The sequence below is a fragment of the Paenibacillus plantiphilus genome, assembly GCF_927798095.1.
In the GTDB taxonomy this organism is placed as follows: domain Bacteria; phylum Bacillota; class Bacilli; order Paenibacillales; family Paenibacillaceae; genus Paenibacillus_Z; species Paenibacillus_Z plantiphilus.
In genome coordinates, this window is sequence record NZ_CAKMMF010000029.1 from 57,691 (window position 1) to 79,412 (window position 21,722).

A 21,722-nucleotide genomic window follows, 5' to 3' on the forward strand; every position below is an offset into this window, starting at 1 on the left:
TCCAAGTCACTGTATGTCGATTATAGGATGATTCGCAGGATAATGCCAGTGTATCAGCAAGAGACTTGCTTTCGCTAAACATCACTAAGGAGTGTCGTCATGAATGTACTCATTACAGGCGGTTACGGCTTTATAGGTTCCGCTGTTGCAGAGCGTTTCTATAAAGAGGGACACAGCATCTATATTATTGATAGTCTGATAACTGGCCGGGAAGAGCATGTTGCGATTCCGCACAAGTCGTTCCTGATGAATGTCGAGGACCCTGCCTGCGATCAGATTTTTCAAAGCGTAGGTTTTGACATTGTTGTTCATCTCGCGGCGCAGATCGATGTTGTTACTTCTATTAATGAGCCTGCCGTAGACACAAAGACGAATATACTTGGACTTGTGAATATATTGAATTGCGCCTCGAAGAATGGCGTTAAAAAAGTGATCTTCGCTTCCTCCGCCGCTGTGTATGGCAATGCCTCAACACTGCCGCTCAAAGAGGATGAGATCTGCGAGACGGAATCGATGTATGGCATGAACAAGCGGCTCGGCGAGCTGTATTGTGAGAAGTGGGGCCAATTCTACGGCCTGGATACATTGTGCTTCCGCTTTGCCAATGTTTACGGGCCCCGCCAGGGCAATGGCGGAGAAGGCGGCGTTGTCTCGATTTTTTTGCAGGGCGTCAGAGACAACAGGACGCTTACAGTGTTCGGAGACGGCTCGCAGACTCGCGATTTTATTTATGTGCATGATGTGGCTGATGCGGTATACCGTGGCGCGCTCAGCGATGCGACCGGTGTGATGAACCTGTCGACAAACAGGGAAACGAGCATCAATGAGCTGATTGAGACGATCCGTTCCTTCGCAACGGTCAAGTCGCCCTCCTACCGCGAGTCTCGTCTTGGCGATATCGACCGGTCATGTCTGGATAACACGCAAGTGAAGCACCAGCTTGACTGGGTTCCCCTCTATACAATCAATGAAGGTCTGCTGCTCACCTATGAATGGATGACTGCGGCAGAATTGGAGCCTGCAATCGAAAAAAAGTAACGACTAAAGGATGGAGGTGGTTACGCAAGCTGCGCGGATATATCGAGAACGCCCTGCTGTTCTCAGCAGTAATATTTGTCTCGACATCAGACGCCGCACTGTATTCTTCGAACGGTATTGACCTGTTTACTTTATATATTCTGCTCATGGGATTATTTCATGGAACCAAGCAATCATTCCCCGCTGCCCTTGCTGCCACAGCATTCGTATTCTTCGAGAATGTGAATGCTGGCCGATTCTGGGGCTCTATTATAACCGATCCAGATATTCTGTTCAAAGCGTCTATCTATCTGTTCATAGGACTGGTCATCGGGTTTATAAGAGATAAGTATAAGCGAGAGCTGAAGGAACAGCGGACAGAGCTTAAGCTGGAGCAGCAAAAGTATGAATTCCTGATGAATGTCTATAACGATACTCGCAACGTGAAGGATACGCTGCAGAAGCAGGTTCTAACGAGCCGCGACAGTCTCGGCCGCCTGCATACGATATTGGGCGAGCTCGAAAGTCTGGAGCCGGATCGCGTCGTCATGATGGCGGTCAATGTGATGGAGGATTTATTGGATACGAAGCAGCTGTCCATCTATGCCGTAAACAACGACTCCGATTATTTGCGGCTGATGGCCAAATCCTCCGACCGGGAGTTTGATGTGCCTCGATCGTTGAACATCAACAGCAGCCCGGAGATTGCGGAGGTCATTCGTACTGGCGCGATTTATGCCAACAAGGACTTAATCCCGAATGCGCCCATGCTGGCAGCTGCAGTTATCCATGAAGGCCAGACAAGCGCTGTCATTTGCGTGCATGATCTGCCTTTCGGACATTTCACGTTATATCATGAGAATCTATTCCGCATTGCCTCCGACCTTGTATCCCGTTCGCTCTCGCGTTCATTCAAGTACGTTGCCGCAACTCGCAGCGAGCGTTATATTGACGATACCTCGATCATGCAGGAGCATGTGTTCAAAGAAGTGATTGAGAGCAAGCGGGCTGCCAAGAGCCGGAACCAGACAGACTTTATTCTGCTCGCGGTACAGATCGGCAACCGCAGGATGGAAGATATCGCGGCCAGTCTCTCCAACACGCTTCGCAGCACGGATTACATTGGTCTGCTGGATGGCGAATTGACGATGCTTCTATCCAGCACAGGCAAGGGAGACGCGGAGCTTGCAATAGATCGCCTAGAGAAGAGCGGCATCATCGCAAGGTTGCTGCAGGAGGAGGAAGCCTATGCTTGAGTATGCGCTCATGGCCTACTATCTGCTTACATCCGCATATATCCTGTATGCCATTCAGAATCGCAGCTCCCAGCACATCATACTTGCCGTAGTCGCAGCGCTGCTCCCGTTCCTGGGATTGCTGCTTGCTCTGATCGCCGCCTGCGCCATGTCCAGACAACCCCACTCCGACACGGAACGGTTCGTAGAGGCTATGGGTGCTAATGAATCCTACAGGAACACACTGGTTAATATCGATGTAGCCAAGGAATTGAACGTGATTCCATTGGAAGAGGCGCTTGTCGTCAATGACCATCGCACACGGAGGCGGATCGTGCTTGATGCGCTTAAGGACGATTCCATCGCTATGATTCCTCTGCTTAACAAAGCAACACGGAATGACGATACAGAAACCTCCCATTATGCGGTCGCTGCCATTATGGAGCTCAAACGCATCATGCTTGCTGAATTGCAGAAGATATCTGTTGCCTATGAGAATAATCCGAGCGATGTCCGGACATTGGAGGAGACTGCTGCTGTGTTGAAGCACTATCTCAACTCCGATCTCATGGATCGACGGATGGAGCGCACCTATCGCCGTCTTCAGGCTGATGTGCTGGGCGGTCTGATCGAGATGGATGCTTGCAGCGAGGAGCAGTTCGAAGATAAGGTGGAGTGCGAGCTTATTCTGGAACGCTTCGACAAGGCCAGAGATTCCAGCATCGCTTTCCTGGAGAAGTTTCCGGAATCGGAAGCCGCTTATTATGTGCAACTGAAGCTATGGTATCGTTTGCGTTCCGCCGCACGCTTCACCACGACACTAGAGGCGCTCAAGCAATCACCGATACAGGTCTCGCAACGAACGCTGCAGCTTATCCGCTATTGGAATAAGGGAGCTCATCATGTTTAAGACAAAAGCTATTAACCACATCGCCTTGATTCTGGCTGCCATTCTGATATTGACAGTGCTGCTTCAAGTGTCCCGATCAGAGGTTTTATTGAAGTCATTCAGCGATGCAAGCAGTGATCTCCGGCCTTCGGAGCTGGAACCTGTTGATGCGCTGCAAGACAACGCTTGGAGCGCTATTCCGTTAGACAGACTGTGGATCATATACGATCCAGCCGATACATTCAGCACCCGAATCAAGAACAATACGGCTCAGGTGCTGAAGGAAATGAAGAAGGAAGTGCGGCTGATCGATGTCGCTCAGGGCATCCCGAATGATGCTCGGCCTGACGGCGTCATTCTCGCACTCCCTAATTTGGAGAAGCTTAATGATATGGACTGGCTTATCTCCTATGTCCATAACGGCGGCAGCGCTATGCTAGCAGCGCTTCCCGACAACAATGACGCGTTCTTCCGCTTGTATCGCAAGCTGGGCATCCTGGAAGTCGGTCAATATATGAGCGCAAGCAATATTCATTTCAACACCAACCTGCTCATAGGCTACGAAGGCTACGACTTCAAAGGTACTTCCCTGGAAAATACCGTGCTGCGTTTCAAATTGGACGAGCGGGCAATCGTTCATGCCTCTACACTGGCTGACATCCCATTGATATGGGAAATGCCATATGGCCAAGGAACATTCATCATGTGCAACGGAACCATGCTGCAGGAGAAAACAAGCCGCGGCCTCATTGCCGGATCAGTCGCCAAGATGCTGCCTGACTTTATCTATCCCATCTATAACGCGAAGCTGATGTATATTGATGATTTTCCCGCGCCGATTCCGATCGTTCCGAACCTGAATATATTCCGGGAATACAAGATGAACAATCAGCAGTTCTACAACCGCATCTGGTGGCCTGATATGATAAGGCTGGCCAAGCAGCATAACTTAATTTATACCGCTGTTCTTATCCATAACTACAGCGACAATGTCACACCTCCCTTCAACTGGCGCATTGACGGAGGCGATATGGAGACTTTCGGACGCTATGGCCGCGAAGTCATGAAGCTCGGCGGGGAGATTGGGATACACGGCTACAACCATCAATCCCTCACATTGGACAAGCGGGTGTCCAAAGGCTTCGGCTACAACGCATGGGCAAGCATTGATGATATGGCGGCTTCCATTCATTCAGCCCTTCAATTCTCCCAGAGCGTTCTGCCTAATTACAGAATCAAAACCTATGTTCCTCCTTCCAATGCACTCGATGCGAACGGAATAGAAGCGCTAAAGCAGTCGATGCCCGATCTCACGAATATATCGTCGCTCTATCTGGAGGACGCGAATGATTTGTCCTATGTTCAGGAATTCGGAATCAATGAGGACGGATATGTCAGCTTGCCTCGGGTAAGCTCAGGCTTTGCTCCTGATACCTTCGAGCTGTGGACGATTGCGAATGTTGCGACTACAGCCGGCATTTTCTCGCATTTCATACATCCTGACGATATCACTGACGATAGAAGAAACAAGGGACTTGTATGGTTCCAGATGCGCGATCAGTATCAGATCTTTCTTAATGATATCGAGAACCGCTTCGACTGGCTCAGAAGCATGACAGCTTCAGAAGCCAGCAACGAGGTCGAGCGGGTCACATTGTCCAAGCCAACCTTCGACAAGACGCCTGATGCGCTGAAGGGCTATATCAATCATTACACGGGTCCGCAATATTTCATACTTCGATCCGATAAACAGATAGGCCGTACACAGCATTGCGAAGTAAGCGCCATCGATGATGATGTCTACCTGATCAAGGCGCTGAACCCTACTTTCACCGTGGAATGGAATGAGTAATCGCATGAAAATCTGTATCGTGGCCGAGGGCTCATACCCCTATGTTACAGGAGGGGTCTCAAGCTGGATTCATTCACTGATAACCTCGATGCCCCAGCATCAATTTATTATCTATGCCATTGGCGCAGAGGAACGCAACCGCGGAAACTTCAAATATACGATGCTCGATAATGTAGTAGAGGTCAAAGAATCCTTCCTCGATGTTTACCTGCGAGAGGAGGATTGCTGGGGCCGCTCCTTCCATTTGTCCGCCCAGGAGCGGCAAGCGCTGCAATTGCTCATTGCCGGCGATCCCGGCACAGACTGGCAGAAGCTGTTCCAACTGCTCCGGGACCAGCGTTGGAAGACACCGACAGAGTTTCTGATGAGCCATGATTATTTCGACGTATTAAGCGAGCTGTGCCGCGAGCGTTATGAGCAGCTTCCCTTTCGCGAAATGTTCTGGACCGTCCGTTCCATGCTGCTTCCGCTCATGCAGCTGCTTCGCGAACCGATTCCCGAGGCTGACATCTACCATGCGGTATCCACGGGTTATGCCGGTGTAATTGCCAGCTTCGGCAAGGAGCGTTATGGCAAGCCGATGCTGCTGACAGAGCACGGCATCTACTCCCGTGAGCGTGAGGAAGAGATTATTAAAGCAGACTGGGTGAAGGGCTATTTCAAGGATATATGGATTCAGTTCTTCTACGGCTTGTCCCATTGCGCCTACAATTGTGCGGATGAGGTGATCACCTTGTTCAAGCGCAATCAGGAGATTGAGATCGAGCTTGGATGTCCCGCAGACAAAATTACGATCATTCCTAACGGTGTTCGCGTCTCCGATTACGAAGGCCTGCCTGCCAAAGGACCGGATGATCCCGAGATTCATATCGGCGCAATTGTCCGTGTGGTGCCGATCAAGGATATTAAGACGATGCTCGCCTGCTTCGCGCTTGTGAAGCGTGAGCTGCCGCAAGCCGTCTTCACCATAATGGGACCCTATGATGATGATATGGAATATTACGAGGAATGCCTGGAGCTGCTTAAGCTGCTCGATGCGAAGGACATTCATTTCACGGGGAGCGTCAACATCAAGTCCTATATTGGCAAAATGGACGTCATCGTACTTACGAGCATTAGCGAAGGCCAGCCCCTTGCTATTCTGGAGGCGTTGGCAGCAGGCAAGCCATGTGTCACGACCGATGTTGGCAGCTGCCGCGAGCTGCTGCACGGACGCGACGACAGCTTCGGACCCGCCGGCTTTGTCGCTCCTGTCATGAATGAAGAGGAGCTGGCAGCGGCCATTATATCGTTATGCCGCAATGACAAGCTTCGCATGGAACTGGGCAGCAACGGCAAGCAACGCATGTCGGCAGAATATACCCATGACATGTTCATTACCCGTTACGACGCCCTTTATCACAGCTTATTTGCGAAAGGAGAGCAACCGATTGGCAGGCATAGGCTTTCAACTTAAAGGGTTATTCGGCCGCGAGAGCCTAAGCAGCCGAATCAAGGCGGTCATGTATGCCTCTCTCGTCACCGTTGGGCCCATGATCTGCTGTATGGTTGGAATGGCAGCCGTCTTCCTGCTGATGACTGGCGGCGAGACTCCCTTTCTGGAGCGTGAGTTGTATCAGGCGAGCACATCTTATGCCTTTGCATTCTCGTTCATGATTACTTCACCCGTCTCGCTATTCCTGACGCGTTCCCTGTCGGATCGACTGTACAACCGCGATTATGACGCGCTCCTGCCTATCTTCTATGGCGGATTGCAGGCAACTCTAATCCTTGCAGCGATACCGGCCTTGGCCCTTCTCATTTTCAGCGATTTGACACCAGGCTTCAAGGTTGCGCTCATTATGCTTTATATGTCGCTGACGATCATTTGGATTGAAGTTATATTCATATCCGCGATGAAGGCCTATCGGCAGGTGGCACTTGCCTTCTTCATTGGAATGTTCATTGCTGTTGGCGTGATCTATTTGCTGATTCAGCTTGGCCTTGCAACAGCGTTGTACATGCTCGTCGCGATGGCTCTGGGTTTCATCGTAACAGCATGCATGCTGCTGTGGCAGATTGAGCGTTTCTTCCGGACGCCGACGCAATCGCCTTCCATGGGCTTCCTGCGCGATCTGCGCCGTTACCCGTCCTTGCTGGCAATCGGCCTGTTCACAGGCCTCGGCATGTTTGAGCATCAAATCGCACAGTGGCTCATGAACGGCGAATGGGCTGGAGGCACTCATACCTTCCGGGTTTCACCGATGTATGACGTGTCCGTCTATTATGCGATTCTGTCCATTCTGCCGACACTTGTCTGGTTCGTCGTCTCGGTAGAGACAACCTTCTATCCCAAATTCCGAATGTATTATGACTATATACTTGGACATGGAACCATCTCGGATATCGATCGATCGCGCAAGGAGATGGAGCAGACCCTTATTTCAGAGCTCGCGAAGCTGATGGGCATCCAGCTTGCCTTCTCCATTTTCTCCATCGCTTGCGGTGTGCAATTCTTGCCTTATATCGGCTTTACCGCGCAGCAGGTGGACACCTTCAACATACTGGTGATGGCCTTCTATGCTTATGTGATGGTCAGTATCCTGCTGCTGCTGCTGCTCTACTTTGATGATCGGCGCGGCGCTTTGACCATCTCCGCCGCTTTCCTTGCCCTGAACATCATCTTCTCTCTGCTGTTCCGAGGTGAAGAGTTTCAAGGCTTGTCCTTGTTTGCCGCATCATTCCCTGTATTAATTGCAGCGCTATGGCGATTGCTTTACCGAATTAAAACGCTCCATTATGTAACCTTCAGCGCCCAGCCATTAGTCGTTCGCAATCAAGAATAATCATTCAGGAATCATCTACTTTTAAGAAACAGGAGTATGCTTATGAAGCGCTATAGTACGAAACTGCGGGCTGCCGCACTGGCCTCAACCTTGTTTGCCGCCATGCTCTCAGCCACCGCCTGTATGCCGTCATCCAACAACAACCTGCCCGAGACAGAGGTTGTTGCTCCCATCCTGTATTCGCCCAAATTGACGGAGAATCGCATGATCTACAAGGATGACAAGGCTGACTCCATTGCACATCTGTATATTACCGTTACAGACAGCAATCTGACTGCAGAGGAGCCCATAGAGTGGGCAGAGCTGAATCGGATATCGCTTGCAGCACCTTCCGGCGAAGCCAAGAAGATGGATATTATCCTTCAGGAAGGCGACCAGGAAGGGCCTAGAGCAGGCATGCTGGGCTTCGGATCGATCTACCCCAATGCCGTCATATCGCTGCGGGGCAAATCAACGCTTAAAGCGCCACAAAAATCATATAAAGTGGACTTGTCCAAAAATAGCGGCAAGTGGCGCGAGCAGCAAACCGTCAATCTCATTAAGCATGCTTACGATTTCTCGCGCATTCGGAATAAACTGAGCTTTGATTACTTCAAGACCATTCCGGATTTCACAAGCCTGCGGACACAATTCGTTAATTTGCATGTGAAGGATTTGACGAATGGAAGCATATCCACTGAATTCGCAGATTACGGCCTATACACCCAGATCGAGCAGCCGAATAAATCCTTCCTGAGAGCACATGGCCTTGATCCTTACGGACATCTTTACAAAGCTGCCAACTTTGAATTTCTGCGCTACCCGGACAAGCTCAAGCTTGCAACAGATCCAACCTTCGACGAAGCGGCATTCGATTCCGTACTGGAGCCCAAAGGAGACACCAATCATACCAAGCTGCTTCAAATGCTCGATGACCTCAATAATCTGAGTCTTGATGCAGATCAAGTATTCGACCGATATTTTGACCGCGATAATTTCCTCACCTGGATGGCGGTCAACATTCTGATGGATAACATGGACACGATTACGCAGAACTATATGCTGTATTCACCCTTGAATTCGGAGAAGTTTTATTTTCTCCCGTGGGATTATGACGGCGGTTGGGGCTTCCATGAGCAGTATGGCGAGGAGCCCAACAGCAGAGCGGATTGGCAGACGGGATTGTCCAACTTCTGGGGAAGCATTCTGCAGAAGCGATTTTTCAAGAATCCAGCCAATGTGGAGGACTTGACCAAGAAGATTAGCGATCTGACCGAGATCATCAATCCAGACAATACCCGTGAAATGATCGAATCCTACAAGGAAATCGTCAAGCCATTCATTCAGCGCCAGCCTGACATCGAGTATTTGCCGGGACCGGTTAGCGCTTATGAGGCAGAGCTGGAGCGCATCATTGGACTGACCGCTGTCAATGAGAAGCGCTACCTGGCCAATCTTGAGAAGCCGATGCCGATCTTCTTGGGTGAAGTGAAGCAGGCAGGGAGGGAACTGACCTTCAACTGGGACATGTCCTATGATTTGCAGGGCGATGAGCTCAGCTATTCGTTCCAATTGGCTAAGGAGCCCTCATTCCTTAAACCTCTGGCATCACAAAAGAATCTTCAAACGACTTCACTGACACTCAAGGACATCGCTAAAGGCCGATACTATTGGCGTGTCGTCGTATCCGACAGCAAAGGGAACGAGATGAAAGCATTCGATAGCTATGAGGACGAGAATAACAACGATTACCACGGTATCCGTCAGTTTTTCGTGGAGTAAAGGAGAATCGCAGAAATGGAATTCAACGGCAAGCGACTTCGGCATGAACAGAAATATTATGTATCGCCAACCGAATATGAAGGACTGCGTCAGCGAATTAAGCAGCTGCTGCCGATAGACAAAAATTCCTTGAGCGATGAAGGCTACCACATCCGCAGCTTATATTTTGACGATATCCACGAGAGCGCTCTAATATTGAAAAACGATGGCGTTTTCCAGCGGAAAAAGTACCGCATTCGCATCTACAATATCAGTGACCATATCATCAAGCTTGAGCGGAAGAGCAAGTATAACGACTATGTCGCCAAGGAATCGGTCAGCCTGACACGCGAGCAGGTAGATCGGCTGCTCGCCGGCGATATCGAGGGGCTGCGCGAGGGCAAAGCACAGCTGCTCGATGATTTCTACCAGGATATGAAGCGCGGCGCTATGAAGCCCTCCGTTATCGTTGACTATGTGCGCGAAGCCTATATCGAGAAGTATTCCGATACGCGAATTACGTTCGACAAGGAGCTCGCCTCTGGCATGCATTCCTTCGATTTGTTCAACAAGGAGCTTGCGACATGGCGGGCCGTTGACGGACCACGCCGAATTCTGGAGGTCAAATTCAATCAGTACCTGCCCGCTTCCATCCAGTCATTGCTGCAGATGAGCGCCCATCAAAGAACGACAATCTCTAAGTATGTCCTGTGCAAAGAGCGGCAGAAGGTATATTTGAGCTAGATTTAGAGCCTGTGGAAGTTCAATATCAACTAAACTGCGGTGCGTACTACCGCTCTATCAGTTGCAGCAGAGGAGAACGATATGGAAGACTTATTTAATTTCAAGGATATTTTCAAGAAGAGTGCGCTTAATCTGGAATCATTCAACAGCTTGTCTTATGTGGACATGTTCTGGGGACTGCTTATCTCGCTGTCGGTCGGAATTTTCATCTATTGGATCTATCGCAAATGCTATCGCGGCGTCGTCTACAGCCACAATTACAACATGACCTTCGTCCTGATGACCATTATTACTACACTCATTATTATGACGATCAGCACGAATATCGTTCTGTCGCTCGGGATGGTCGGCGCTCTCAGTATCGTCCGTTTCCGCACGGCGGTCAAGGACCCCATGGACATCATCTATATGTTCTGGTCTGTATCGGCAGGTATCGCCTGCGGGGCGAAAATCTACCCCATAGCTGTGGTTGGCTCCCTTGTAGTGGGCGCTACAATATGGGTGCTCTCCAAACGCAAGGACAACGGGTCTCCTTATCTCATCATTATCCATTATGAAGAGCGTGCCGAAGAAGATGTCAAACGCCAGATGCGGAAGATCCAGTCCGTTCTGAAGTCCAAGACTATACGCAAGACCGGCATCGAGCTAACCGTAGAAATCAAGATGAAGGGCGATAACTTATCTATTGCCAACGCCTTATCAGCAACCGATGGCGTGCAGGACGTCGTCGTGGTCAGCTACAACGGCGATTACGCGCAATAATGACAAAAGGGATGGAACCCGGATGCTTGATCCGTGTCCATCCCTTTTCTATGCCGCAAGCAGGCATCCGCCAATGAGGGCGCCGCAATCACTCTTCCGCTTTGAACTTGAAGTTTCTAGCGGCGTAGATGACGGGTGTGGATGCTGCTGAAATAATGAATTTAATGATATACGTTGTTATGAAAATCTCCAGCCATACATCGAATGTATACTGTCCTGCGAACGCAATCCCGCAGAAGATAAGCGAATCCACCAGCTGGCTGATGGCCGTGCTGCCATTGTTGCGAATCCAGAGCTGGTTGCGCTCGGGAAATAACCGCTTCAAAATGGTATAGATGCGCACATCAAGGAATTGGCTGACGAAGTAAGCCGTCAAGCTTCCAAGCGCAATCTGCGGTACAAGGCCGAATATCGTCTGCAGCGACGAATGGCCCAGATCATGGGGCTGCGGCTCGAACATGACAGCCATTTGCATCACGATGATCATCATGGTTAAAGTGAAGAAGCCGAACCACACGGCCTTCTTCGCCGCCTTCTCCCCGTACTTCTCGTTCAGCAGGTCAGAAGCCAGATAGATCGTGCCGTACATCGTGTTGCCGAGCGTCATGACAAAACCGAACATGTCGATGGTCTTCACCACTTGAACGTTGGCCAGCACAGTCGCCACGCCTACCCACGCATATAAGCCGGTCTTGCCGAAAGCGCGATAGCAAATAAGGAATAACGAGAAATTTACCAGAACGAACAATGCACCCCATAAAAAATTAACCACGCTTAAATAAAACCTCCTTAGTTTTGATAACGCGGGAGTTTGCGAACCGCGGCTCCACTCATGGCGGAGCGTTTATCATTATATCACAGCCTGCCCGGGCATATGACATATAACCTCAAGGGGTTCACGCATTATCGATTCGCTTCATCCAGCAGCTCCACAATCCTTCTCTCGAATTTTGTCGGCTTTGTCGTCGGGGAATACCGCTTCACAACCCTGCCCTCGCTATCAATGAGGAATTTGGTGAAATTCCATTTGATCGACGAACCGAACATGCCGCCGCGCTCCTTCTTCAAGTACGTGTACAATGGCTCAGCACCCGCTCCATTCACATCAATCTTGGCGAACAGCGGGAAGCTGACGCCAAAGTTGAGCTTGCATACCTGCTCCACCTCATCATTGCTTCCTGGCTCCTGCTCCCGGAATTGATTGCTCGGAAATGCCAGCACCGTAAAACCGCGATCCTTATACCTCTCATAGAGCTCTTGAAGCTCATCGAACTGCGGGGCGAATCCGCATTTGGATGCCGTATTAACAATGAGCAGCACCTGCCCCTTGTAATCTGCCAGCGGTTTCTGCTCTCCCCGAATGGTCTGCACACTGAAATCATAGACGCTCATCACGATCACCTCCTTATGAATTGTACAACGAAACCTCTCTTACGCGCGATAGCCCTTGATGAAATCAACCGCTCTGGCTATATCCAGCTCCGGCTGAACGCCCACCTCACGTTCAATCGTTAGATAGCCCTTATACCCGATCTCCTGCAGCGCTGCAAAATAACGATCGAAATCCACATCGCCCTCGCCAAGCGGCAGCTCCTCAAAGTCAGCGCCTCTCTCCGCCTGCTCGGCAATATGCGCATGGCTCATCGGCTCGTAGCCCAAATAGCCGTATACCCCCTTAGGATCGACCGCCTGAAGCCGTCTGCCATCCTTCACATGTGTATGCACAATATAATCCTTGAGCAGATGCACGCCGCCAGCAGGGTCATCTCCCGTGACCATCACCATGTTGGCAGGATCAAAGTTAACCGACACTCCGTTCGTGCCAAGCGTCTGGAGAAAGCTTCTCAGATGCGCAGCAGTCTCAGGCCCCGTTTCCACAGCAAAATAGGCATTCATGCTCCTGGCATACCGCCCAAGCTCCTCACAGGCTTCCTGCATCGCCTCATAGATGGCGCTGTTAGCATCCTGCGGCACAATGCCGATATGGGTCGTCACAATCGTTGTCCCGAGCTCGACAGCCAGCTCAAGGATTCGCTTCGACCTTTCTATCTTGCCCGGATTTGCCAACCGATCTTGAAATCCGTGTCCGCCAAGGTCACCGCAGAGGGCCGATATTTCGAGTCCCATTCCCTGAATCTGCTCACGCAGCTCTCGCCTCCTTGCAGACGTCAAATTAACGGGGGCCATCTCGCCAGCCACAGCATAGATCTGCACCCCGTCGGCTCCGACCTCCTTCGCCTTCTGCAGGCCCGCTTGAACCCCGCATTGAAAGCTGTCTACAATAACACCAATTTTATTTCGCAGCCTCGCCATCGAGACGATCATCTCCTTCCTTCTTCTATCCCCTGAACGACAAAAGCCCGCGTCTCCTGTTAGAGTGCGGGCTCCATTCTGGCTAATCTCGTTCCACCAGGTTACGTTTCAAGTAACCTTCCAGCCTATTGCTGATATCAAATATCGTATGCGCCAGATCATAGTTCTCATAAGCATGCTCACATTGGGATTGATAGTCCATATCACTCTCATAGTGACTCAGATGCGCAGCAATAACTTCCTCGCTAAGACCTTCGTCGCGCTGACGTTTCTCAACCGTGTTACGGTCAGCATAGATGAATAAACGGATAACATGATCTCCGTACATGCGCTTCAAAATTTCCGCGCCCTCAGGATTCAAAATGAGGTATATGCAGCCATTATTCTCAAAGCTCTGTGCGACATCCTTGTCTCTTAAGCCGTATTGGTTGTTATTGATCGTGACGCTCTCTACAAATTCGCCGCCGGCATGAAACTGCTCATACAGCTCAGAGGATATAAAATGATAGTCCTGCCCATTGGCTTCACCAGGCCTCGGCTTGCGCGTTGCATAGGATAATACTTTGGAAATACCCAATGTCGAGCCCACACTGTCCGCTATTGTCTTGCGTCCGGAGCCGTCTGGTCCGGTGAATACGAAGATAAGTTCCCGATCCTTGAGTTCTACCATTCTCACAACCTCCTAATTCGCATATATCGCGCGTCTATAACGATGGGGCCTGCATACCTATAAGCCTTATTATACCTAATTCCATGATATTCATCAATAAATCACCATTTTATTAAGAAAAATTTATTATTTCTAGCGGTATCGTCTGTTCTCGCGGGATATCGCAGTAAATTACATTCTCACCCCCGCTGATCACGGGCAGATGACAACCTATGGGCTTTCCCTTTATACATCTTATGGAGTGCGAAAGAACCTTCAACTCCACTTTAATAGCGGTGTTGAAGGTTCTTTTGTACATATTATGGGATTACCCACTCGGGTATGCCCTGTTGGGACAGCCCCTTGGCGTACTTGCATGCCGCTTCCCAAGAGCTCCGTACAGATCGGTCAGATCTGCACACCCTTTTTGAGCGTTTTTTGATTGCTGTTCGTATTCACAAGCAGGGGCAGCATCTTCGTACTGCTGACCATCGGAGAAGAGCACTGTCGACATGTTGGCACAGTTTCGAATGCAAAATTGTCCCTCATCCAGCTATTGCAACCTTCATTAGAGCAAGACCAAATTGCCGTCAGTTCTTCAGGAATTTCCTCAAAAGACTTTTTCCGTGAGTACATCGACAAGCCCCCTTCCTTCCTATCTTGCCCAAAAAAACAAGCCCTTAACAAGAGTTAAGGGCGTTTTTTAAACGATATACTACAGCTTTACAACGTTCTCAGCTTGTGGTCCGCGGTTGCCTTGTACCACGTTGAATTCTACGCGTTGTCCTTCGTCCAACGTTTTGAATCCTTCGCCTGTGATTGCGCTGAAGTGTACGAATACATCGTTGCCGCCTTCAACTTCGATGAAGCCAAAGCCTTTTTCTGCGTTAAACCATTTCACTGTACCTGTTTGCATTTGTATTACCTCCAAAATTTAATTTACATGTGTTTTCTTTATTCTTTACGAAATAAAAATTCACATATTGGAAAAGGTTCCTTCCTATGAACAAAACAGCAACCCTTTACAAAATGTGAATTCAGGTTCAATTCCGTTTTGAACAGCATACCACATTACACTTCGAATAGCAATATTTCCTTACCCGCTTCCTTCAATTGTTAGTGATGATATCTTGCCCAGCACTTAGCCGCGTGACGACCACTACTAAAGTCCCGTTACAGAGCGCCGCATAAGCAAGACTATAAGACTGTTGAGACAATAGTTATATTGACCTTTCTCATTTCGACTTATTTATGGTTATCTAGACAAGGTAGAATTTAATTGTAGATGCATATCAGGGGGATAACGATGAAACGGATCACATGGATGACAGCAATCTGTATTATGCTATGGGCAGCAGTCGGAAATACCGGCTTCGCGCAGGGGGAAGCAAGCAAATCCTTCACCGATGTTCAATCCCATTGGGCGGTGAAGACAATTGAAGAGATGGTTCAGCGCGGCATACTTGACGGTTATCCGGATGGAACCTTCCGTCCGCAGGAGCCGGTGAAGGTAGATCAATTTATAAAAATGCTTATTTTGTCCTATTCAGACCTTCATCAGAATGGGGACCGCAGTTGGAACTCTTCCTTCCTTCAATCCTTGAGCGCCGAGAATCAAGCGATTCTGAAGCAGGACTACCGCTACTTCGACTTTAAAGCAAGCACGGCTGGATATTGGGCCAAGCCATACATCGATGTGGCAAGCGATCTGCATCTGCTGAACAGGTCCCGCTACAATGATTTTCAAGCCGATATGACACGTGAGAATGTAGCCGAAATTCTGTATTATACCCTTCAGGAAACGGAATTCCTTGAAGACTCGCAGTTCAGCCAGAGTATTGCGCAAACGTATGGCGACCTCCGAAGCGCCTCTGAACGCGAGCAGAAATTTATCGCGGAATCGTTGGTGAAAGGCATTATGCAAGGCTATCCTAGCGGTTACTTTGGTGTAGGCCAGACAGTGACCCGTGCAGAATCACTCGTCATTCTCAATCGTCTCACCGACAAGACCAAGCGCATAGCCATGAAGGTATCGCCAGAGAAGCTGGAGCGCACCGTACCCACTCTTGGCGGAGGCAAAAAAATCGTCGTGTTCCCGGATCAGCACATGTGGGACGCCTACGAGACGCTAGGGAAGGCAGGACAATTGCGCGGCTCCAACCATGATCTGTTCGAAACGACTCTTCGTCTATTCAAGGATCAGGAGGAGAAGGATCTCGTCCTTGCGAAGCAATCAGGCGCTTCTGAGGAAGCTGCTTTATGGCTCGATCCCCAGTACAACACCTATGGCATTACAATCCATCTGCGCACGGGAACATTAGCACGCAATCAAGAGGCGATCCAGCTGTTCGCCAATCATTTGTTCGGTTATAACGCTTCCACCTTCCATCAGACGTTCAGCGGGATCTGTGCTAGTGTAGAAGCTGGCAAGAAGACAGATTCGACCTCGGTCATCATCGGGGACAACAATGTGAACATCCAGGTAGACGCTGCAACCAAGACCGTTATTTTCTCGATAGCAAAGAAAAAGTAAGGTCCTTCTTCTTGGGCTCGGATCGGATCTGCACAATACCGTATTTAGCGCTCGACACAAGACATGCTTATAAGGATTAATTTGTGTAAAAAAGCCGTGTGCATTCGCTGTTTATATTATAATGGAGTAGATTTCATTAACTGAACCGCATAAGAGGGGAATGATCACATGTTTGGAAGAGTAACAGCCGATTTGCTCGGTTTAAGCGATGTGGGCTCGGTTATCAAGCCAGCGGATTACGACAAGGTGGACTCTGACGATTATGTCATGCATGAGGACAACGAGAAGATTTATTTTCTGATCAAATCCAAGGCTGACGAATACTGCTTTACGAATCTTGCACTCATTCATCTGGACGGGGTCAGCGCGATCAGCAAGAAGCGTACACTTCGCCGCTATCCGTATAATATGAACAAAATTATGAATGTGTCGCTGGAAACAGCCGGAACCGTCGATCTTGATGTCGAGATCAAGTTCACCATTGGACCAGTATCCCTGAGCATCGATATTCATAAGAAGCATATAGAAGAAGTGAAGGACTTGTACAAGGCGCTTCTCAAAATAGCCGAGATTATGCATGAAAATGAAATTGCGCTGGGGTTCTCAAGACAAAGCATCGACATGGCCACCACCGCGCTCGGCAAAATCGCCAAAATCGACGCCAATCTCGTTGCACAGTTCGACGCCTTGAACGAATCTGCCTTCAACTGGCTCGCCAACACGCATAATCAATTCAAGGCAAGTGATTTCGGAGAAACTTTCGAAAAATATATTAACCAGTAGGCAACAGCCAATATTAAGTCTGCCGCCTCTCAGAACTTTCCGCTCCGCGCAAACCGCGAAGCGGGAGGTTCTTTTTTTGCTGCGCGTGCAATGCAGAGCGGCTGCTATGCTTGACACCTGCATGCACTCTCATGCACTCTGGCTTGCATGTTGGCTTGCGTGCTGGCTCGGCACGCTGGTTCGGCACACGCTGCTTCTTCATACTAATTGCTTCTGCACCCTGCTTCTGCACGCTGGTCCACGCTGATTCTGCACGCTGGTTTGCATGCTGCCATGGCCTCGGGTCTTAGATGCTCCCCGCCTAAAGCCCAGCATAAAATACGGTCGCGGGACTGTTCTGAAGACATCTATTCACCGTTAGAATGTAGTTATAAGCGAGAACACGCAACGATTCACTTTAACAAGCAATCGATTACCGATAGAAGAAGGGAGACTCTCTTGTGAAAAAATTGTACCTTTCGAGAACAGACAGAAAGCTGACCGGTTTGTGCGGCGGCGTTGGTGAAATGCTCGGTGTTGATCCTACGATTGTAAGGCTGCTGCTTGTCGTCATCGCGATTTTCAGCTTCGGCTCCGCATTTCTGATCTACCTTGCAGCAAGCTTTATCGTGCCCAAGGCCCCGATTGATGATCTTACAGCAGGCAACCCATACCGTTACAATGAGTTTTACCAAAATCGATACTAGGAGTGGATGAAAGATGGGCGTATTAACAAGATTGATTGACATGACTAAAGCAGCAACTAATGAGCTGCTGGATAAGCTCGAAGATCCCACGATGATGATGAACCACTATGTACGCACAATGAAGAACGATATCGATTCCATCCAGACCGAGATTCTCAAGCAGGAAGCAGCAGCTAAGCACCTTCGCCTGCAAGCTGATGAATACAACAAGCTTGCGGAACAGAGTGAAGCAAGAGCGCTTGAAGCGATGTCATCCGAGCAAGAAGCACTGGCAAGAGAGCTGCTCGCTATCAAGCTTCAATACGCAGAGAAAGCCCGTGAGAGCGAGGCCTGGAGCGAAAGCGCCCGGCTGCGGTGCAGCGAGCTGGCCCAGCGTCTGGAGGAGGCCAAGGCAGAGCTGGACGTGATGCAGAAGAAACGCGACGAACTATCGGCTCGCGCACAAGCGACTGCCGCCAAAGCAAGAACTTCTATGCCTAGCTTCGGCTGTCGGCTTGACGGCGGCTCAGCGTCGCAAGGATTCCAGCGGATGGAAGATAAAATTATGCAATGGGAAGCCCAAGTTGAGGTTGCAAACCGGCCATTCGCAGGTTCCAGCGGTGCTTACCCTTCGAAGGAGAATGAAGCTGCCGGGCTTCATCCTACACAAGCGGCACTCGTCGATGAGCAGCTGGAGCTGCTTCGCAAACGTCTGCCGGCACAATAAACATGGAGGAGCAGGTTCTTAGCCTGCTCCTCTTTTTTGCCTTCTGCGACATTCATTACGGAACCTCCGAATAGATTGTAGTGGAGCTATCTATGCGATGCTGCGCAACTATTAAGGAGGTGAATATTTTGCAAATTCATGTTATTCAGTCCGGTGATTCTTTATATCGGCTTTCGCAGGCTTACGGTATTCCAATTGAGGTCATCGCAGAAGCGAACGAGATTGTCCCCACCAATACATTGGTCATCGGACAGGCGCTTGTAATCCCCATTGTCGGCCAATATTACTGGGTTCAGCCTGGTGACAGCCTGTTCCTCATCGCCCAGAGATTCGGCATTAGCGTCCGCACGCTCGTTTCTGTTAATCAATTGTCCGCAAACTCTCCCTTAGTAACAGGCACAAGGCTGTATATCCCGCCCAAGCCAAAACGAGATGCGGAAATTATCGCCTACATAGAGCCAAGAGGCGATACCGTATCACCGGCGCTGACCCAAGCGGCCAGAGAAGCAGCTCCATTGCTGACTTACCTCGCCCCCTCAAGCTTCCGCATTAATCGGGATGGAACACTGCAGCCTCCGCTTCTCGATGACTTCGGGACAATCGCCGATGAGAACGGCGTCATTCTTATGATGGTCATTACGAATCTCGAAAATGAACAATTCAGTGAAGAGATTGGACATCTGATCCTGAATGACGAAGCCATTCAGAACCGGCTGCTGGATGAAATCATCAGAACTGCCAAGCAGCTGCACTTCCGGGATATTCACTTTGATCTGGAGCATATAAGTCCGGATGACAAGGAAGCTTACAACCAATTTCTGCGCAAAGCCGTACATCTCATCCATCAGGAAGGAATGCAGATGTCTACAGCTCTCGCTCCCAAAACAAGTGCCGCTCAGACCGGACCCTGGTATTCTGCGCATGATTATAAGGCTCATGGAGAGATTGCTGATTTTGTCGTAATTATGACCTATGAATGGGGTTATAGCGGCGGGCCGCCGATGGCGGTCTCCCCGATCGGCCCTGTCCGCGATGTGCTGGAATATGCAATCAGTGAAATGCCCGCTTCAAAAATTATGATGGGACAAAATTTGTATGGCTATGACTGGACCTTGCCCTACGTTCCAGGAGGCCCTTATGCGCGAGCGATCAGTCCGCAAAGAGCGATTGAACTCGCTAGAACGAACAATGCTGCCATACAATACGATGCAACGGCACAAGCACCGTTCTTCCATTACTGGACGGGCGGCAAGGAGCATGTCGTCTGGTTCGAGGACGCGCGCTCGATACAAGCAAAGTTCAATCTGTTGAAGGAGTTGGGCTTGCGCGGGGTCAGCTATTGGAAGCTGGGGCTTAGCTTTCCCCAAAATTGGCTGTTAATCGAGGATAACTTTCATGTAGTGAAACGTTAATATGAGCAATGTTTAACCGCCTCGACCTTGTGGTATGCTAGTACCCGATCGGCTATTTGCGAGATCAGGTACTAGCATACCACCCATAAGAAGGAGATTTCGCCGCCATGACGGATACATCAATTCGGCTGTTTATCGCTTTACCGCTGCCGCTAGGTCTGCAGCGGATGCTATCCGACTGGAGCGAGGAGCTTCGGCTGGAGCTGCCGTTTCGCAAGTGGGTCCATTCCAGTGATCTTCATATCACTCTGCAGTTTCTCGGCAATACGCCATCCCAGCAGATTGATGCTATTACGAACGCTTTGCGCAGCGGTATCGCCACCAGCCCGGAGTCGTTTGAGCTGAAGCTGGAGCGCCTGCGTCTATTTGGCCGTCCCGATAATCCCAGCGTTCTGTGGGTCGGTATTAGCGGCGAGCTTGGCCCGCTACATGCGCTTCAGCAGGCACTCGCTTCCGTCCTTGCACCCCTTGGGTATAAAGCTGAGGATCGTCCCTACCATCCCCATATTACACTGGCGCGGAATTATAATGGAAACGTTCCCTTCGACCATGGGCTGCTGGAGCATTTCACTGTACCCTCGTCTGCGCCGGACGGCGAAATTCCAGGCTGGTCAGTCCAAGATATCGCTCTGTACAGCAGCAGCTTGAACCAGCCGCCTCCGCTGTATACGGAACTGCAACGTTTGCCACTCCTATAGCATACCGTTATGGTCCCTTGGTCAAACAAGCAGCCGTCGCATCGAGCTTTTCCATACGGCTGAGGCCATTCCTAGTCCAGCGGGTTCACGCGCACAGCCGCTTGTTTGCCGCTGACTTGGATGCCTGTTTCCTTCTTCCCGCACGAAGCAAGCTCCTTCACCATTCTCTCAAGCAGCTCCTTGGCTCGCTGTCCTTCCTTCCCCTGAATCTTCACAACGAGCTGTACCGCATTGCCTGAGGTCAACAGCTTCTCCGCTTGTCGATGCTTGGTGTCATAGTCATGCTCTTCTATATGGGGAGTAAGTCGGATCTCCTTCACCTTGAGCGGCTGTTCCTTCTTCCGTTCCGCTCGCTTCTCATTCTGCGCTTCCTGCTTGGCCGTTCCCCGGCCGATCAGCTTGCATGGGGGCGGACTGCTCATGAGAGAGGTGCAGACGAGATCTACCTTTAATTCCCTTGCCAGCGCAAGTGCTTCATCACGCGATACGATCCCCATTTTCTCACCATTTAATCCTGTCAACAGAACCTCAGATGCTTTGATTTTTTCATTCATGATCATTGTCGTTTACCTCCGAATTCCCTGCGATACAAGGGTGATCTTAGAATAACATGCGATAGTTCCCGAATCCACATCTACGATTACAGGGAGAACGAGGAAACAGCACCCATACTAATCCACAATCAAATCTATCACTGCTAAAGGGCTTCGTTCAAAGACTGAACCGCAAATAATTAACAATAACGATGGCTCCTAATAACCTCACCTCTGACTACTCTATATACCTCAATCCTTGTTTTGTATAATATTAATAATCATACAAATAATTACATAGGAGAGATTCATACATGACTTATGCAGTTCATGAGATTAATCGGT

At 49.8% G+C, this 21,722-nt stretch carries 22 protein-coding genes; 15 read left to right on the top strand and 7 right to left on the bottom strand.

Annotated features, from left to right (window positions below; translation table 11 throughout):
• Positions 1 to 99 precede the first annotated feature (99 nt).
• From L6H65_RS21290 to L6H65_RS21330, 9 genes are all read left to right on the top strand, one after another.
• Entirely contained in the window at positions 100 to 1,038 is a 939-nt protein-coding gene (locus L6H65_RS21290; protein ID WP_236344757.1) for an NAD-dependent epimerase/dehydratase family protein, read from the top strand.
• Entirely contained in the window at positions 993 to 2,273 is a 1,281-nt protein-coding gene (locus L6H65_RS21295; RefSeq protein WP_236344758.1) for a GAF domain-containing protein, read from the top strand. The genes L6H65_RS21290 and L6H65_RS21295 overlap by 46 nt, the downstream gene beginning before the upstream one ends.
• Complete coding sequence (locus tag L6H65_RS21300) at positions 2,266 to 3,162, top strand: hypothetical protein (protein WP_236344759.1); 897 nt, start codon at positions 2,266 to 2,268, stop codon at positions 3,160 to 3,162. Before L6H65_RS21295 ends, L6H65_RS21300 begins: the two co-directional genes overlap by 8 nt.
• The gene (locus tag L6H65_RS21305) at positions 3,155 to 4,993 is read left to right on the top strand and encodes a DUF2194 domain-containing protein (RefSeq protein ID WP_236344761.1); all 1,839 of its coding nucleotides are present in this window, start codon (positions 3,155 to 3,157) and stop codon (positions 4,991 to 4,993) included. Before L6H65_RS21300 ends, L6H65_RS21305 begins: the two co-directional genes overlap by 8 nt.
• Positions 4,994 to 4,997: 4 nt before the next feature.
• Entirely contained in the window at positions 4,998 to 6,449 is a 1,452-nt protein-coding gene (pelF, locus tag L6H65_RS21310; RefSeq protein WP_236344763.1) for a GT4 family glycosyltransferase PelF, read from the top strand.
• Positions 6,424 to 7,818 (top strand): exopolysaccharide Pel transporter PelG, encoded by a 1,395-nt coding sequence (gene pelG, locus L6H65_RS21315; RefSeq protein WP_236344766.1) that lies wholly within the window; start codon positions 6,424 to 6,426, stop codon positions 7,816 to 7,818. Before pelF ends, pelG begins: the two co-directional genes overlap by 26 nt.
• Before the next feature lie 42 nt (positions 7,819 to 7,860).
• Positions 7,861 to 9,579: a CotH kinase family protein gene (locus L6H65_RS21320; RefSeq protein ID WP_236344768.1), complete on the top strand. Its 1,719-nt coding sequence runs from the start codon at positions 7,861 to 7,863 to the stop codon at positions 9,577 to 9,579.
• Positions 9,580 to 9,594: 15 nt separating this feature from the next.
• Positions 9,595 to 10,302, top strand: coding sequence for a polyphosphate polymerase domain-containing protein (locus L6H65_RS21325; RefSeq protein WP_236344770.1), 708 nt, complete (start codon positions 9,595 to 9,597; stop codon positions 10,300 to 10,302).
• Positions 10,303 to 10,383: 81 nt separating this feature from the next.
• Positions 10,384 to 11,064 (top strand): DUF4956 domain-containing protein, encoded by a 681-nt coding sequence (locus L6H65_RS21330; RefSeq protein WP_236344772.1) that lies wholly within the window; start codon positions 10,384 to 10,386, stop codon positions 11,062 to 11,064.
• An 88-nt stretch (positions 11,065 to 11,152) separates the two neighbouring features.
• Here the strand turns inward: L6H65_RS21330 and L6H65_RS21335 are convergent, their stop codons facing one another.
• The 6 genes from L6H65_RS21335 to L6H65_RS21360 all read right to left on the bottom strand — a co-directional run bounded on the left by L6H65_RS21335 (position 11,153) and on the right by L6H65_RS21360 (position 14,942).
• Entirely contained in the window at positions 11,153 to 11,836 is a 684-nt protein-coding gene (locus L6H65_RS21335) for a queuosine precursor transporter (RefSeq protein WP_236344774.1), read from the bottom strand.
• 131 nt (positions 11,837 to 11,967) lie between these two features.
• Positions 11,968 to 12,456 carry a glutathione peroxidase gene (locus L6H65_RS21340; RefSeq protein ID WP_236344776.1) on the bottom strand — a complete coding sequence of 163 codons (489 nt, stop codon included), beginning with the start codon at positions 12,454 to 12,456 and terminating at the stop codon, positions 11,968 to 11,970.
• A 39-nt stretch (positions 12,457 to 12,495) separates the two neighbouring features.
• The gene (locus L6H65_RS21345) at positions 12,496 to 13,377 is read right to left on the bottom strand and encodes a sugar phosphate isomerase/epimerase family protein (protein WP_236344777.1); all 882 of its coding nucleotides are present in this window, start codon (positions 13,375 to 13,377) and stop codon (positions 12,496 to 12,498) included.
• An 82-nt stretch (positions 13,378 to 13,459) separates the two neighbouring features.
• Positions 13,460 to 14,047 carry a guanylate kinase gene (locus L6H65_RS21350; protein ID WP_236344778.1) on the bottom strand — a complete coding sequence of 196 codons (588 nt, stop codon included), beginning with the start codon at positions 14,045 to 14,047 and terminating at the stop codon, positions 13,460 to 13,462.
• 387 nt (positions 14,048 to 14,434) lie between these two features.
• Positions 14,435 to 14,662 (bottom strand): cold-shock protein, encoded by a 228-nt coding sequence (locus L6H65_RS21355; RefSeq protein ID WP_236344779.1) that lies wholly within the window; start codon positions 14,660 to 14,662, stop codon positions 14,435 to 14,437.
• Positions 14,663 to 14,741: 79 nt separating this feature from the next.
• On the bottom strand, positions 14,742 to 14,942 hold the full coding sequence (locus L6H65_RS21360; RefSeq protein ID WP_072330115.1) for a cold-shock protein: 201 nt from the start codon (positions 14,940 to 14,942) through the stop codon (positions 14,742 to 14,744).
• A 390-nt stretch (positions 14,943 to 15,332) separates the two neighbouring features.
• On the opposite strand from L6H65_RS21360, the gene L6H65_RS21365 reads away from it, so the two are divergent.
• The 6 genes from L6H65_RS21365 to thpR all read left to right on the top strand — a co-directional run bounded on the left by L6H65_RS21365 (position 15,333) and on the right by thpR (position 20,844).
• Entirely contained in the window at positions 15,333 to 16,559 is a 1,227-nt protein-coding gene (locus L6H65_RS21365) for an S-layer homology domain-containing protein (protein WP_236344780.1), read from the top strand.
• A gap of 168 nt (positions 16,560 to 16,727) precedes the next feature.
• Complete coding sequence (locus L6H65_RS21370; RefSeq protein WP_236344781.1) at positions 16,728 to 17,342, top strand: PH domain-containing protein; 615 nt, start codon at positions 16,728 to 16,730, stop codon at positions 17,340 to 17,342.
• A 440-nt stretch (positions 17,343 to 17,782) separates the two neighbouring features.
• Positions 17,783 to 18,028 (top strand): PspC domain-containing protein, encoded by a 246-nt coding sequence (locus L6H65_RS21375; RefSeq protein ID WP_236344783.1) that lies wholly within the window; start codon positions 17,783 to 17,785, stop codon positions 18,026 to 18,028.
• Positions 18,029 to 18,041: 13 nt separating this feature from the next.
• Entirely contained in the window at positions 18,042 to 18,734 is a 693-nt protein-coding gene (locus L6H65_RS21380) for a PspA/IM30 family protein (RefSeq protein WP_236344785.1), read from the top strand.
• 128 nt (positions 18,735 to 18,862) lie between these two features.
• Positions 18,863 to 20,146, top strand: coding sequence for a glycoside hydrolase family 18 protein (locus L6H65_RS21385; RefSeq protein ID WP_236344787.1), 1,284 nt, complete (start codon positions 18,863 to 18,865; stop codon positions 20,144 to 20,146).
• 107 nt (positions 20,147 to 20,253) lie between these two features.
• A complete protein-coding gene (thpR, locus tag L6H65_RS21390) occupies positions 20,254 to 20,844 on the top strand; it encodes an RNA 2',3'-cyclic phosphodiesterase (RefSeq protein ID WP_236344789.1) in 591 nt (196 codons plus the stop codon).
• A 71-nt stretch (positions 20,845 to 20,915) separates the two neighbouring features.
• Here thpR and infC read toward each other — a convergent pair whose 3' ends face one another.
• Positions 20,916 to 21,404, bottom strand: a complete 489-nt coding sequence (gene infC, locus L6H65_RS21395; RefSeq protein WP_236344791.1) for a translation initiation factor IF-3 — start codon at positions 21,402 to 21,404, stop codon at positions 20,916 to 20,918.
• Positions 21,405 to 21,722: the final 318 nt, after the last annotated feature.

Excerpts from the sequence above, each read along its gene's own strand:
- L6H65_RS21290 (WP_236344757.1), top strand. The coding sequence starts at position 100 with ATGAATGTACTCATTACAGGCGGTTACGGCTTTATAGGTTCCGCTGTT.
- L6H65_RS21295 (WP_236344758.1), top strand. The coding sequence starts at position 993 with ATGGATGACTGCGGCAGAATTGGAGCCTGCAATCGAAAAAAAGTAACG.
- L6H65_RS21300 (WP_236344759.1), top strand. The coding sequence starts at position 2,266 with ATGCTTGAGTATGCGCTCATGGCCTACTATCTGCTTACATCCGCATAT.
- L6H65_RS21305 (WP_236344761.1), top strand. The coding sequence starts at position 3,155 with ATGTTTAAGACAAAAGCTATTAACCACATCGCCTTGATTCTGGCTGCC.
- pelF (WP_236344763.1), top strand. The coding sequence starts at position 4,998 with ATGAAAATCTGTATCGTGGCCGAGGGCTCATACCCCTATGTTACAGGA.
- L6H65_RS21320 (WP_236344768.1), top strand. The coding sequence starts at position 7,861 with ATGAAGCGCTATAGTACGAAACTGCGGGCTGCCGCACTGGCCTCAACC.
- L6H65_RS21325 (WP_236344770.1), top strand. The coding sequence starts at position 9,595 with ATGGAATTCAACGGCAAGCGACTTCGGCATGAACAGAAATATTATGTA.
- L6H65_RS21330 (WP_236344772.1), top strand. The coding sequence starts at position 10,384 with ATGGAAGACTTATTTAATTTCAAGGATATTTTCAAGAAGAGTGCGCTT.
- L6H65_RS21340 (WP_236344776.1), bottom strand. The coding sequence starts at position 12,456 with ATGAGCGTCTATGATTTCAGTGTGCAGACCATTCGGGGAGAGCAGAAA.
- L6H65_RS21345 (WP_236344777.1), bottom strand. The coding sequence starts at position 13,377 with ATGGCGAGGCTGCGAAATAAAATTGGTGTTATTGTAGACAGCTTTCAA.
- L6H65_RS21350 (WP_236344778.1), bottom strand. The coding sequence starts at position 14,047 with ATGGTAGAACTCAAGGATCGGGAACTTATCTTCGTATTCACCGGACCA.
- L6H65_RS21355 (WP_236344779.1), bottom strand. The coding sequence starts at position 14,662 with ATGTACTCACGGAAAAAGTCTTTTGAGGAAATTCCTGAAGAACTGACG.
- L6H65_RS21360 (WP_072330115.1), bottom strand. The coding sequence starts at position 14,942 with ATGCAAACAGGTACAGTGAAATGGTTTAACGCAGAAAAAGGCTTTGGC.
- L6H65_RS21365 (WP_236344780.1), top strand. The coding sequence starts at position 15,333 with ATGAAACGGATCACATGGATGACAGCAATCTGTATTATGCTATGGGCA.
- L6H65_RS21370 (WP_236344781.1), top strand. The coding sequence starts at position 16,728 with ATGTTTGGAAGAGTAACAGCCGATTTGCTCGGTTTAAGCGATGTGGGC.
- L6H65_RS21380 (WP_236344785.1), top strand. The coding sequence starts at position 18,042 with ATGGGCGTATTAACAAGATTGATTGACATGACTAAAGCAGCAACTAAT.
- thpR (WP_236344789.1), top strand. The coding sequence starts at position 20,254 with ATGACGGATACATCAATTCGGCTGTTTATCGCTTTACCGCTGCCGCTA.
- infC (WP_236344791.1), bottom strand. The coding sequence starts at position 21,404 with ATGATCATGAATGAAAAAATCAAAGCATCTGAGGTTCTGTTGACAGGA.